This is a genomic window from Anabaena sp. 4-3 (assembly GCF_001597745.1).
Taxonomy (GTDB): Bacteria; Cyanobacteriota; Cyanobacteriia; order Cyanobacteriales; family Nostocaceae; genus Trichormus.
In genome coordinates, this window is sequence record NZ_LUHJ01000026.1 from 444,167 (window position 1) to 458,808 (window position 14,642).

At 41.8% G+C, this 14,642-nt stretch carries 6 protein-coding genes and 1 pseudogene; 5 read left to right on the forward strand and 2 right to left on the reverse strand.

Translation table 11 applies throughout. From position 1 onward, the window contains the following. Window positions 1-302: 302 nt before the first annotated feature. The 3 genes and pseudogenes from A3775_RS08450 to A3775_RS08465 all read left to right on the forward strand — a co-directional run. Window positions 303-3,857 (forward strand): annotated as a pseudogene (locus tag A3775_RS08450) (hypothetical protein); the annotation flags it as partial. A 685-nt stretch (window positions 3,858-4,542) separates the two neighbouring features. Beyond that, window positions 4,543-4,884, forward strand: coding sequence for a hypothetical protein (locus tag A3775_RS08460; RefSeq protein ID WP_066377692.1), 342 nt, complete (start codon window positions 4,543-4,545; stop codon window positions 4,882-4,884). A 288-nt stretch (window positions 4,885-5,172) separates the two neighbouring features. Then, window positions 5,173-10,425 (forward strand): eIF2A-related protein, encoded by a 5,253-nt coding sequence (locus A3775_RS08465; RefSeq protein ID WP_066424533.1) that lies wholly within the window; start codon window positions 5,173-5,175, stop codon window positions 10,423-10,425. A 151-nt stretch (window positions 10,426-10,576) separates the two neighbouring features. Here A3775_RS08465 and A3775_RS08470 read toward each other — a convergent pair whose 3' ends face one another. Continuing rightward, window positions 10,577-11,173: a Uma2 family endonuclease gene (locus A3775_RS08470; protein WP_066424535.1), complete on the reverse strand. Its 597-nt coding sequence runs from the start codon at window positions 11,171-11,173 to the stop codon at window positions 10,577-10,579. A 340-nt stretch (window positions 11,174-11,513) separates the two neighbouring features. On the opposite strand from A3775_RS08470, the gene A3775_RS08475 reads away from it, so the two are divergent. Then, window positions 11,514-12,143, forward strand: a complete 630-nt coding sequence (locus A3775_RS08475) for a TMEM165/GDT1 family protein (protein WP_066424537.1) — start codon at window positions 11,514-11,516, stop codon at window positions 12,141-12,143. A gap of 158 nt (window positions 12,144-12,301) precedes the next feature. On the opposite strand, the gene A3775_RS08480 is transcribed toward A3775_RS08475, so the two are convergent. Continuing rightward, window positions 12,302-13,180, reverse strand: a complete 879-nt coding sequence (locus A3775_RS08480; RefSeq protein WP_066377688.1) for a tetratricopeptide repeat protein — start codon at window positions 13,178-13,180, stop codon at window positions 12,302-12,304. 376 nt (window positions 13,181-13,556) lie between these two features. Between A3775_RS08480 and A3775_RS08485 the strand changes: the two genes are divergently transcribed. Beyond that, a complete protein-coding gene (locus A3775_RS08485) occupies window positions 13,557-14,579 on the forward strand; it encodes a hypothetical protein (protein WP_066377682.1) in 1,023 nt (340 codons plus the stop codon). The last annotated feature ends 63 nt before the right edge of the window (window positions 14,580-14,642 follow it).

The following is a 14,642-nucleotide window of genomic DNA, read 5'->3' on the forward strand; positions in this document are numbered from 1 at the left end:
GAGCAGAAGGAGCTTAGACCTTATGCAATCAGGAGTGCAATCACTTTACTGGCAATACTCTAGCAGAGTGAATTTTGTCTGTGTAGCCAGTTTGGCGTTTTTTTTTGATGCGCTGACAAAGTGCTATAGTTGAAAATCAACTACCCATAGAGATGTTCACAAGTATCTCGCAGTTAAACCCGAACAATTATCTTACAGAAATCCCGCCAATATTTATACTCAGATTTGTCAAAATTAATCAGCCTATAAAATATAACAGTGTCTTAACTTGTTGTTAAATTTCTAGAATGAAGTTGGTAAAATCTATTGATTTAAATATTTGTCCTTATCGCGGTTTACAAGCTTTTAGGGAAGAAGATTCTCAGTATTTCTATGGTAGAGAAACCTTCACCCAGCAGATAATCGCTGAATTAGGGAAAAAGTCATTTATCGCTGTGGTGGGGGCTTCTTGCAGTGGCAAATCTTCCTTAGTGCAGGCTGGTGTCATGGCGCAACTGCGGCAGGGGAAACAATTACTCGGCACTCAAGACTGGTGGATAAACGGCTTTCGCCCTGGTGCAAATCCTCTAGCGGCTTTATGTCGTTGCTTGGTTGATAGCGCAGCTGAGGAAGAAAAACCCTATCAGCAAATGCAATTGCCGCATATATTTCACCAAGGTGGGGAAGAATGGGCTGATTGGGTGAAGCAGCGTCCTGAACCAATGGTAGTTTTAGTAATAGATCAGTTTGAAGAATTATTTACCCAGGCAGCGAGTGAAGATAGACAAAGATTTCTGGAAATTGTCTTGACAACACTGGCACAGATACCCGAAAAGTTAAAACTCATCATCACTTTACGGGCTGATTTTATTGCACCTTGTTTAGAAGTACCAACCTTAGCCCAGCTTTTACAGCAGTCGAGTATCTTTTTACCGCCTGGTTTAAGTCAAGAAGAATATCGTCGCATTATTCTGCAACCTGCCAAACAAGTCGGGTTAACAGTCGAGTCAGACTTGCTAGAGGCATTATTGCAGGAGTTAGACTACTCACCTGGGTATTTACCATTGTTGGAATTTGTTCTACAACAATTATGGGAGTACCGTGAGCATGGAGTCATCACTTTACAAGCATATCAGCAATATTTGGGCGGAATCAAAGGCGCGTTAGAAAAGACAGCCCAAGCAGTCTATGATAGTTTAGAACCAGAAGCGCAAGAATGCGCCCGGTGGATTTTTTTAACCCTGACACAGTTGGGTGAAGGTACAGAAGATACTAAACGACGGGTATTGAAATCAGAGTTAGTTGTGAAAAAATACCCGGCGGCTTTGGTGGAAAGAACATTGCAGATATTAATTGCCGCTAAGTTGGTAGTAGTCAATGTAGAAGATGAAACGATAGGGGAACTAGAAAAACCAGGAAGACAAGCTAGCAATTCTCCCCCCACTTCCTCATCTCCTATTCCCTGCGTCACTGTAGAAGTAGCCCATGAAATTTTAATTCGCCATTGGTCAACACTACGCTGCTGGTTAGAGGAAAATCGTAGTAAACTGCGATCGCAGCGTCAAATTGAACAAGCTGCTAATTTATGGCAGCAACATCACCGCCAAGCTGAATTTCTCCTCCAAGGTGTACGCCTAGCAGAAGCCGAAGAAATTTATCTCAATTATACTGATGAGTTGTCTTTGGATGCACAGAACTACATTGCGGCAAGTTTACAAGAAAGACGACGGCAACAACTCAAAGAACAAAACCGCCTCAGACGAGCGCAAAGGGCTATAGCTATTATCAGCACCCTAGGATTGACAGCTTTTGGTTTAGCAGTGTTTGCTTACCAGAAAACCCAAACAGCCCAGTTACAAGAAATTCAAGCTGTCAATTCCCTTTCCAGAAATTACCTTCTTTCCCATCAGCAGTTAGAAGCATTGTTAGCTGGTGTGCAAGCTGGCAGAGAAGTGCAAAGAATCAACTTCGGACTACCCGTCGATGTCCGTAATCAAACGGCAACTATCCTCCAACAAGCTGTTTACAGTACCCAGGAACGTAACCGCTTTCTACATAATTCTTGGGTAACTAGCGTCAGTTTTTCGCCGGATGGTGAGATATTAGCGGCTGGCAGTGCTGACAATACAATTAAAATTTGGCACAGAAATGGCAATCTAATGTCCATGTTAACAAATCACACCGATGGAGTCAATAGTGTGATGTTTTCCCCAGATGGGAAAATGTTAGCCTCTGGTAGTGCTGACAATACCATTAAACTCTGGAATCGTAGCGGTCAATTACTTACCACTCTCAAGGGTCATACTCGTGCAGTTAATAGTGTCAGCTTCTCCCCAGATAGTCGAATTATCGTCTCTGGCAGTGCTGACAATACGATCAAACTTTGGACTCGTGACGGACAGCTAATTCTCACACTCAACGGCCATCAGGGGGGTGTGAATTCTGTCAGCTTCTCCCCAGAAGGTGATACTATCGCCTCTGCTAGCGATGATGGTACGATTAAATTATGGAGTTTAGACGGTCGTCTGCTCACAACTATCCCCGCCCATACTCAGGAGGTGTGGAGTGTCACTTTTAGCCAGGATGGTAAAACCATAGCTTCTGCTAGTGCCGATCATACAGTGAAACTCTGGACTCGTGACGGTACTTTACTCAGAACTTTGGAAGGACATAATGAAGATGTCTGGCGAGTGATTTTTTCCCCCGATGCACAGATGATTGCTACTGCCAGTGCGGATAAAACTATTAAAATCTGGTCAATGGATGGTAATTTACTGGAAACATTCCTAGGGCATAAGCATGAAGTCAACAGTCTCAGTTTTAGCCCGGATGGTAAGATTCTCGCTGCCGCTAGTCATGATAATACCGTGAGACTGTGGAATGTGGAAAGAACAGTACCCAAAACTTTTGATGGGGATAAAAGTAGCGTTAATCGGGTGAGCTTTATCAATGATGGTAATAGCATCGCCTCTTTAAGTGCTGATTATACCATCAAGCTTTGGACTTTAGACGGAAAATTAACTAAAACTTTGACTGCTCCTATTCCTGATGTTGCCAGTATCAGCTTGAGTGCTGATGGTAATAGAGTAGCATTAGCAGGTGCAGATCAAAGGATTCAAATTCGCGATCGCAATGGTACATTACTGCACACCATGCAAAATCATAGCCATTGGGTAACAAGCATGAGTTTCAGCCCAGATAATCAACTCATCGCCGTTGGTAGCGCAGACAAAACCATCAAACTTTGGACTGTACAAGGTAGTTTCCTGCATACTCTTTCAGGACATAATGGTTGGGTGACAGATATCAAATTTACCCCAGACGGTAAGAGAATTATTTCTGCTAGTGCTGATAAAACTATTAAAATTTGGAACTTAAACGGTAAGCTATTAAATACCTTACAAGGTCACAGTGCCAGTGTTTGGAGTGTGAATATTTCTCCTGATGGACAAACCATTGCCTCAGCTAGTCAGGATGAAACCATAAAACTTTGGAATTTAGACGGTGAATTACTCAACACCCTAGAAGGGCATAATGATTTAGTATTTAACGTCAGTTTCTCACCGGATGGTAAAACTTTGGCCTCGGCTAGTGATGACGGCAGAATTAAACTGTGGAATGTTGCCAATGGAACTTTATTAAAAACATTACCAGGTCATCAAGGCGGTGTCAAGAGTGTTAGCTTTAGTCCCAACGGTAAGCTATTGGTGTCTGGGGGGCAGGATAGTACAGTCAAACTGTGGAACTTAGAAGGAATAGAACTACAAACCCCTAACTTAGATCAACTACTCAATCAAGCGTGCGATCGCCTAGCCGATTATCTCACAACTAACCCCAATATCACCACAGAAGATTATCAATTATGTTTTGGGGATTAGTTATTAGTCACGTCGCTCCGCTCCGAATTCAAAATTCAAAATTCAAAATTCAAAATTCTGGCAGTCATTGGTCATTAGTTGTTAGTCAATGACTGTACAAACTGCTGTCTTTACAATATCATTACACAATGTTCCATATTATTACGGTTTTAAGCACATACATTTATGTAGAAATCTAGATAAAGTGAGTTTTTTGTGCATTTATGAAAATCAGCCAAATCCTAAAACTAGCTGTAATTCCTGTTGTGACTGCATTTAGCATTCTGGGGATATCAAATATAGCCTTAGCTGACTACTTAACCAGCCAGGGAATAGGAGGAGATTACCGTTACGAATTATGGTCTACTGATGATAACAAGAATTACTATTTAAAAATTTGGTTACGTAATGCCAACCCCAAAAGTAGCCCATACAGAGTAACTAGATACTTCAACTCTACTAGGGACGCTCTCATTTATTTTGATTGCTACTACGCTGAAAGAAGTTTACCACAATGTCCTAAATAATCATCCTGCAAAAATAACCAATCTTTAGGGCGTATTTCTACAAAGAATTTATTGGTATTGTCAGGTTTCATCTAACTGACACAACCTACCGACAACCAAATTGGGATAATTTATTTTTAGTGTTCCCTCATCCCTTCCTTTGCACATTCTCAGCTAAGAACTTCATCACCATCCACATAATGAGATTTTTATTCAAATTGATAGGTTTAGCATTACTGCTAGCCGGAGTTTACTTCCTTGGTCAAAATATTTACTTTACTACCAACGTATATCCTTATTGGTGGCGTGGAATAGCTGCTGATGCTTCCATACTCTGTCTCACCTCTGGAATTTTAATGTTATTTGTGCTACCCCGTCAAGATAAATCTGTAGGTTGGGTAGCATTGGGAATAGGAATTTTGCTAATTTTTCTCAGTAGCCGTGCTATTCTTAGTCCTACAAGTCTTTGGCAATTTTGCCTGTCAATGGCTTGTTTTATCGGCGGATATCAATTATTGACCACAGGTCGCCTCAACATTTAAACTTAGGGATACATATTCATCTGCGTACCCTGCGGGTTCGCGGTAGCGTCTCGTAAGAGAAGCAAGCTATATCTGCGTTTATCTGCGTTTAATTTTTTATCCCTGCATAAAAACTTGCCACGGTATCTAATAGAAAATAGGGACTGGGGACAAATCAATTCAAAATTCGTCTTGAAAAGTTTCCTACGGCGGGAAACCCGCCTACAGAACTTTTCGCAAAATTCAAAATTAAAGAATTATTGAGAAAATTCTCCCCTGCTTCCTTCCATTCTCTATTCTCTCACGAAAATGCCCCGTGCTGTTGCTACCAGTAACTCAAAACAAACTAAAACCACTGTCACCCCGAAACTGTGGTTACTATTGGTGGGAGTTAACCAATACCAAGATGCACAACTGCCATGTCTGCGTTATTCCGCCGTAGACTGTCAAGCATTAGCAGCAGCTTTAAAAGATGCCACTAAAGAGCAATTTTCCCAAAAAGACATCAACATTTATCATGATTTAGCAACAGAATTACCACTGTTAGCTAATATTAAACATAGCTTACAACATATCACCCAATCAGCCCAACCTACCGATACAATTTTATTTTATTTTTCCGGTCATGGAATGCTGCAACCAAACACGCAGCAAGCATTTTTATGTTTGGCGGATACACAAAAAGACGACTTAGAAAATACAGGTTTAGCTGTTAAGGAATTATTAGAATATTTAAGTAATAGCGGTGTCCAAAATCAGATAGTTTGGTTAGATGCCTGTCATAGTGGAGGTATGACATTACGGGGGCTAAATCCCACACAGCAATTAGTTTCAATCTTACAGCAACGCGCAGCGAAAAGTCAAGGTTTTTATGCTTTGCTTTCTTGTGACACTAATCAACAATCATGGGAGTTTCCCGAACTAGGACATGGGGTATTTACATATTATTTGATGCGGGGCTTGCGTGGGGATGCGGCGGATGCTCAAGGTGTGATTTCTGCTGATGGTTTATATCGCTATGTTTATCATAAAACCCTACAATATATAGATAAGACTAACCAACAATTAAGGTTAATTAACCAACAGAAACGGGGGAAAGGAGACAACGAGCTTTATAGTGAATATCCGCTACAAACACCAAAGCGGATAGTGGAGGGGATTGGGGAATTAATTATTGGTAAATTACCTGCGATCGCTCAATCATTACCACCCAGGCAAGCCCTAGTCATAGAAGGCATTATCGGCGCACAAACAGCATTAGATTTCAGTAAAATATTAGCTAGTGCTGGAGCATTTGACTTAGAATATTTACCCCGTGGAACTAACACCACCGCCCAAGATATCCGTGACAACATTAAAGAATGTCTCCGTTCCACCAACCAACCACAGCGACAACAAACTGACGAACCTATCACCGTTTTATTATATTTACGAGGACGACTAGAAGAAACCCCCACCGGAGAAGCAGCCTTAGTCTTATTAGATAATATTTGGTTAAGTCGTTCTTGGCTCCGACAACAGTTACGCCGTTCTCCGGTGACACAACAAATTATTATTTTAGATTGTCCAGTCGCCAGTGATAACGTAGCATTGCAAGACTGGATAGAAGACTTACAATTAAATTCAGAAACCGGACAATGTATCATTACTGCAATTAGTCCCAAATATAACCCAGAATTATTTACTCAAGCACTCATTGAAACCTTAAAAAATGCTTCTGTTTCTACAGGTTTATCAGTAGCAGCTTGGATAACCCAATTACAAATTCATCTAGCCGCACAGACACAAATCACCCCATCTTTAACCCTACAAATTTGGCTATCAGGTACACAAGGCGTAATTGAAATTATTCCCGCTACAACTGGTACAAACAACCAGAAAAAATTAGCCGCTTTAGATTTAAAAATTTGTCCTTATCGTGGGTTAAAAGCCTTTAGCGAAAAAGACGCGCAATATTTCTATGGTAGAGAATCTTTAACGCAACAATTAATTGCTCTCATTGCACACAAATCATTTTTAGCCGTAGTCGGTGCGTCTGGTAGTGGTAAATCTTCAGTAGTACAAGCAGGATTAATCGCGCAACTACGCCAAGGAAAACAATTACCCGGTAGTGATACCTGGTTAATTAAAAGCATACGCCCAGGCGCACACCCGTTAGAAGCTTTAGCGCGACGGTTGGGAGAGTTGAGGGGAGGGGACAAGGTAGACAAGGGGGACAAGGTAGACAAGGTAGAAACTTTTCCCCCATCTCCCCCCAGTCCCCAGTCCCCAGTCCCCAGTCCCCTCGTCCTCGAAGGAATGCTTTACCAAGGAGTAGAAGGTTTTGTCTACTGGTTGCGTAGTCGTCCAGAACCGATGATAGTGTTAGTAGTAGACCAATTTGAAGAATTATTTACCCTTGCACCGCTTGAGGATAGACAGAGATTTTTAGAATTGGTTTTGGGTGCGATCGCCTACGCATCTGATAAATTTAAGTTAGTGGTGACTGTACGTGCAGACTTTATCGCCCCTTGTTTGGAAGTCCCCACACTAGCGAATTTATTACAACAATCTAGTATATTAGTCCCACCACATTTAAGTGATGACGACTACCGTCGTGTTATCGTCAACCCAGCCGAACAAGTCGGGTTAAAAGTTGAACCCGGACTGGTAGAAATTTTACTACAAGAATTAAACCACTCGGCGGGAGATTTACCCCTGTTGGAATTTGTCCTACAACAGTTATGGGAATATCGCCAAGCTGGGGAGTTAACCTTGACAGCGTATCAGCAGCAAATTGGTGGTATTAAAGGCGCATTAGAACGCAAAGCCCAGGAAGTTTACGAAAATTTAGATTCACAGGCGCAAGAATGCGCTAGATGGATTTTTCTCTCACTAACGCAGTTAGGCGAAGGAACAGAAGACACGCGAAGACGGGTATTAAAATCTGAGTTAGTGGTGAAGAAATATCCCGATGAATTGGTCAACAGAACCCTTTCAACGTTAACTGCGGCGAAGTTGATAGTCGTAAATTTAGAAGATGAGGGACTGGGGACAAATCAATTCAAAATTCAAAATACTCCTAGGTCGAAGCAAGCTACAAAATTCAAAATTAACGAATGCTTGGGTGAAAATCTCCCCTCCTCCCTTACTCCCCTATCCCCCTCATCTCCCCTCACTCCCCCTGTAACCATCGAAGTCGCCCATGAAATTCTGATTCGTCATTGGTCAACTTTGCGCTGGTGGTTGGAGGAAAATCGGAGTAGACTGCGATCGCAACGTCAAATTGAACAAGCTGCAACTCTCTGGAAACAAAATCATCAACAGTCAGATTTTTTATTGCAAGGTATCCGTCTCGCTGAAGCTGAAGAAATTTATATTCAATACACAGATGAATTATCGGCGGATGTGCAGAAATTTATCGCTGCTTGTTTAGACGCTAGACAACAACAACAATTAGCCCAAAAAAAGCGACTACGACAAGCACAAACGGCTGTAGCTATCATCAGTGTTTTAGGAATAGCTGCTAGTGGTTTCGGTGGTTTAGCCTATTTCCAAAAACGGGCGGCTCAATTACGCGAAATCTCAGCCTTAAATGCTTCCTCCGAGGCTTTTCTCTTATCTCATCAACAATTAGAAAGTGTAATTGCTAGTGTCAAAGCTGGACGCGAAATTAAACAAGTTTTTTCACCAGCAAAACCAATCCAAATAGCCACGGCGGCAACTTTTCAACAAGCGATTTCTCAAACTCAAGAAATTAATCGCCTTGAAGGTAACACGCAACAAGTCAATGCTGTAACTTTTCATCCCAACGGTAAAATTATCGCCTCTGCCAGTGATGACCAAACTATCAAAATTTGGTCTACAGATGGTCGCTTAATTCAAACCATCACCGGAAATCATCACAGAATTACAGCCATTGCTTTTAGTCCAGATGGTGAATATTTAGCCGCCGCTATTGCCGATAATACTATTAAAATTTATGCTCTCAAAACTTCCTGGCAGTTAATTCACACATTGACCGGACATACAGATATAATTACAGATATCCGCTTTAGTCCTAATAGTCAACTAATTGTCTCATCCAGCTTTGATAAAACTGTAAAATTATGGCGAATCGATGGCAAACTAATCAATAGTTGGAACGCTCATAATGGCTGGGTAAATACTGTTAGCTTCAGCCCTGATGGTAAAACTATCGCCTCTGGTGGTGAAGATAATTTTATCAAACTTTGGCAGATAGCCAATGGTAACTTAATTAAAACTCTAACTGGACAAGGACGTATTACTAAGATTAAGTTTAGTCCTAACGGAAAAATTATTGCTGCTAGTGATGATAAAACTATCAAACTTTGGCACAATAACGGCAAATTTTTACAAACTTTAGCAGGACATAATGACCAAGTTAACAGTATTAACTTTAGTCCCAACAGTCAGCTTTTAGCCTCTGCCAGTGCTGACAACTCAATTAAAATTTGGCGGTTAGATGGTAAAATAATTACAACTATTAAGGGACACGGTGAACAAGTTAGAGATGTAGCTTTTCATCCTGACGGTAAAATCATTGCTTCTGCTAGTAGTGATAAAACTATTAGACTTTGGCAATTAAATTTAAACAATAAATTACAATCAGATAATACTAATTCTGTGAGTTTTCATCCTGCCAATAATACCTTTGCTGCTGCTGGTTGGGATGGTAAGGTGAAAATATGGCAGAGAGATAAAGTTTTTCAGGCTGTACCATTGGTTAGTTTGACAGCACATCAAGATATAATTAACGCAGTTAGTTTCAGTCCTGATGGTAAAACTTTAGCAACAGCTAGCGCAGATAAAACGATTAAAATTTGGAATAGTCAAACTCGCAAGCTCATTACAACCTTAAGCGGACACAATGACAGAATTACCAGCATTAGTTTTAGTCCAGATAATCAAACTATTGCCTCTGGTAGTGCTGATAAGACTGTGAAAATCTGGCAGTTGAATAATGGTAAACTATTAAAAACCATTACAGGCTATAGAGATGAAGTGACAAGTGTTAATTATAGTCCTGACGGTAAATTATTAGCTGCTAGTAGTGCTGATAATAGCGTGAAAATTTGGCAAGTGCAAGACGGTAAGCTAGTCCATAATTTATTAGGACATGGTTTAGCGATCGCCGCCGTAAAATTCAGTCCTGATGGTAAAATATTAGCCTCTGCTAGTTGGGATAATTCTATCAAACTTTGGCAAGTCACAGACGGTAAGCTACTACAAAACCTCACCGGACATACAGACGGTGTAACTAGCCTCAGTTTCACTAGAGATAGTCAAATTTTAGCTTCTGGCAGTGCCGATAATACTATCAAGTTATGGAATATTACAAATGGGACATTACTAAAAACTTTGTGGGGACATCAAGGCAAAATTAACAGTATTAGTTTTAGTCCCGATGATAAAGCTTTGCTCAGTGGTGGTGAAGATGCTGGGGTGAAATTGTGGAATCTAGATTTAGATAAATTAATGCAGCAAGGATGCTTAAATATAGCCAATTATCTTCAGTATAATCCAAATATTAGTCCAAGCGATCGCTTGCTATGTAAGTAGCTGGTTGCAATTAAATATAAAATGTAGGATGGGCATACTTCGACAAGCTCAGTACAAGTCTTGCCCGTCAACAGGCTAGAAGCCTGTTCCACTATCTAACAATTAATTAAGCCTACTTACTTAAATAATTTTAATGGAGTGCGATCGCCAACTATTTCTCAAGTCCTTGTTGGAATGTTTTGATAGCATCAACATGATTAACCATATTAATGCAACGTAACAACAAATCCAAATCAATTCCTTTCACTTCCTCACTACTGGAAACCCTTTCATACTCAAGCGCACTGGCTTCTCCCCGCAGGTGATAAACTTCCAATACACCATCTTCCCAAAACCAAACTTCTGGAATCTTCAACCGTTTATATGCCTCTAACTTATTAATACCACCACTGGTAAACACCACCTCAATCGCCAAATCAGGACGCACTCGCCCAGGAGCAAGTTTATAAGATTCATCTGCTTCTCGTTTGACAGCAGCAGATTCACTTTCCAACGTCATCGAACCCGTGGGAGTAAAATCAAACCCAGCTATCAACAGGTATAATTCTAACAATGAGCCAATTCTTTCCTTAACAGTTTCGTGCGCTTCTCCTGGCCTCCGTCGTATCTCCAACACACCATCTAAAAAAGACAGTCGATAACCAGGACGGTCTAACAACTGCTCAACTGCTTTAAACTCCCTCCATGTCAAACCCTCAAACAGCAGAGGTGATTCCTTTTTGGGTGTTGCGATGGTTGCTGTAGTCATTTACATCTCCAGTCTGTTTCTAGATAATCAATCATCAGCATTGGAGGACAATTTTCTTGATTGTAATCCCAACTTCCCAAATATTTATCGAAAGATAATATTGACTCATACCTGCAATAGATGTATTATTTACTTAAATAGAAGGGGAGTAGCTACTGGCGAAAATTTCCCAGCCAGTACATCTGAATCAACACACTGGCGATGAGCCTGGTTCAGATGACAAATAATCAAGATTTGGCAGCGAGACCTTCACTGAGTTCACATAGCGATGTGAGCTTGGTGAGGTCTTTTGGCATTCATCAAGCTCATATCCTACACAATTTTTCAGGAGCTTGAGACAGTGCTAACAGCGTTTACAGCAGGTTTATTATTAATTACAGTTTCCGAGTTAGGGGATAAAACTTTTTTTATCGCCGTGATATTATCCATGCACCATTCACGGCGATTAGTATTTACAGGAGTGGTAGCTGCTTTAGCTGCAATGACTATCCTATCAGTGTTGTTTGGGCAAGCAGCATCTTTATTACCAAAAGTTTATATTCATTACGCTGAAATCGGATTATTTTTAGTCTTTGGGATTAAGTTGTTATACCAAGCTAGCAAGATGACGGCGGCTGGTGAACAAGCCGCCATGAGCGAAGAAATAGAAGAAGCCAAAGCCGCAGTCGAAAAAGCCGACTTGCAACTACCAAAACAAAAAACAGCCTTATCGATTGTCATAGAAGCATTTATTTTAACATTTATGGCAGAGTGGGGCGATCGCACCCAAATAGCCACCATCGCCCTAGCCGCCGGAAATAACGCCATTGGTGTGACTATAGGCGCAATTTTAGGTCATGCCATTTGTGCAGCGATCGCCGTCATTGGTGGCAAAATGATAGCCGGGAGAATTTCTGAGCGTCAACTCACCTTTGCAGGGGGATGCTTATTTTTAATTTTTGGAGTCGTCGCCGCCTTTGAAGGAGCGTAACAATTCAAAATTCAAAATTCAAAATTCAAAATTCAAAATGGGGATGGTTGACAGTTGACGGTTGATTCGTAAAGAATTTCTACCTCATCCCCCTCATCTACCTCATCCCCCACATCCCCAGTCCCCAATCCCCAATCCCCAGTCCCCAATCCCCCATCTCATGGCTGAGGAGTCTTGTCCGTAGCAGGTGTAGGAGATGCAGCAGGTGTAGGTGTAGCGGATGCAGTCGCCGCCTTGCTAATTTCATCCTTGTATTGGGCGGGAGCTAAAGCCACAGCACTATCAAACAAAGGTTTAGCTTCTGCGGCTTTCCCCTGTTCCTGTAACAGCATCGCCTTAGCCAAAACCGGGCGAAAATCTTGGGGAGCTTTCTTCATAGCTTGATCAAAAGCCGCAATAGCTTGAGGATAGCGTTGTTGGTTAGCGTGAACATTGCCTAATAAAATCTGTACAGCCACTACATCAACACTTCCCGGCTGAATTGTATTAGCTTGAGCCGCCTTAGTCAGAGTATCTTGCAGTAAACCAATAGCGGCTTCTGGGCGTTGCTGATCTAACAACAGAGCCACCATTCCCTGTAAAGCCTTCAAATCTCCGGGATTTGTGGCTAAAATTGTGCGATAAGCCTGGGCGGCTCCTTCCTTATCGCCAATTTGCTGTTTAGCTTGTGCCAATAGCACACTGTATTCTGACTGCTCAGGATTGAGTTTAGCTAGCTTTTCTAAAGGTTCAATCACCCCTTGAATATTACCTTGTTTTAAACTTAACAGTTGTAGCCGCGCTTGTAATAGACCCTTAAGTGCTGTTTGATTCTCTGGTTCCCGTTGTAAAACCAGTTCATAACCCCGTACAGTATCTTCCAATTTTGATTTTTGCTCAGAGGCGGCTGAATTGCTACTGGGGCTAGCAGGATTCTGGTTTGAGGCTGTCGTATTGTTGATAGCACCAATAATAGGAACGAGAGAAACACCTACAAAAGTCAGCACTGCCAGTGCTAAAATAACCTTAATTATCCAGCGATTGCGCGGTTGAGACACGATTTACTCCCTCTGCAAAACTCTAATCCCATTATTATTGACACAAATTAGAAACTTAAAAATTTCCAAAAGCTTGCGGAGAAGTGCCAATTACCAGTGAATTTTATAACAAATCATTATCTGCACTGTTAAAGTAAGTGATGACTTTAGGAAGAGCCATCCAACTGGAAGCTATGATATGCTTCCGAAACTAGAGTAAAGACGCTAAATTACCATTTAGATTCTGAATGCCGAATTTAGCGTCTTTAAAATTGTATAGAGCGTTCTCATGTAATTTGGGAGAAAGCCTACATACTTTCATCAATTGCATCAACGCTCTTTCCAGCTGCCTTAGTCAAGTCCCACAATGGGATGTGTCTCCGCCCAAGGAGTTTTTATGAATTCCGACCTGATGCCTTCGCCTGAATCCTCTAACTCTTTTTCTTCCCAGGAGCCTCAAACTAAAACAGAGGCAGCTGCTAACGTTCACGTAGCAGCAACCCAGCCCTCTAAGCTTGAGCATTCCCCTGTCAAACCTAGCGAAACCGAATCCGATGATAACTTAGTTGATCGCCAACAACCGATTCCGCCCCCCAGTGAACCGATGCAATACCGCGCCATCGGCTTAGTCCGGGGACGCTATAAAGCCAGTGATGAACAATTTACTCAAGGCGAATTACTGACCTCAGATGGCCAAGAACTCAAAGCCGTCCTCCTCGGTCGGATTATGAGCCTAGTGAAAAATCACCTAGACCTAGAAGCGGATCATTTGTGGGTAGTTTATCCCCGCACCAGACCAGAAAATGACAGCTTACACCTGCAAATTGTAGGGGTTTGGGAGCCAGAAAGTCTGTCCAAAAAGTCAACTCCAGAAAATCAGCCAGATTCGGAGTCACAAGCATTACAGACACCCGATGAGAGTGTAACCCCAAAAAATCAAGAAATTACCAGCCCCTCAGTACCTTCATCTCATATTCCCGATGGTGGTTTTTCTGTACGTGGCGAAGTAGTTTATCAGTCTTTTGATAGTAAGAGCTTGGTAGTCAAAATTAAGCAAGCTCCACGTAAACCAACTGACAAACCCAAATATTTCAAGTTAAAACTGCGGGGCGTGTTAATCACCAAAGCCGTCGGCAAGTTTTGGGACTTCCAAGCCAAGCGAGAAGGGGACGTATTAGTAGTCTCAACGGCAGAAGCGATCGCTGACTTGCCCAAAAAACGTAGACCACCCTTCAAAGGTGGCCCTCGTGGTGCTGGCAGAAAACCATACCCGCCCAGACGACCCGGAGAAACTCCACGCCCCGTCAAGAGAACAAGCGGCGAACCCTCGGCATTTTCCAAACCTATGCCAAAACCGTCTTCGCCGTCCTCTACACCCACCCCGAAACCGATCAAACGACCAAAGCCAACCCAAGATTAGGGATTGGGGACAAATCAATTCAAAATTCAAAATTCGTCTTGAAAAGTTTCCTACGGCGGGAAA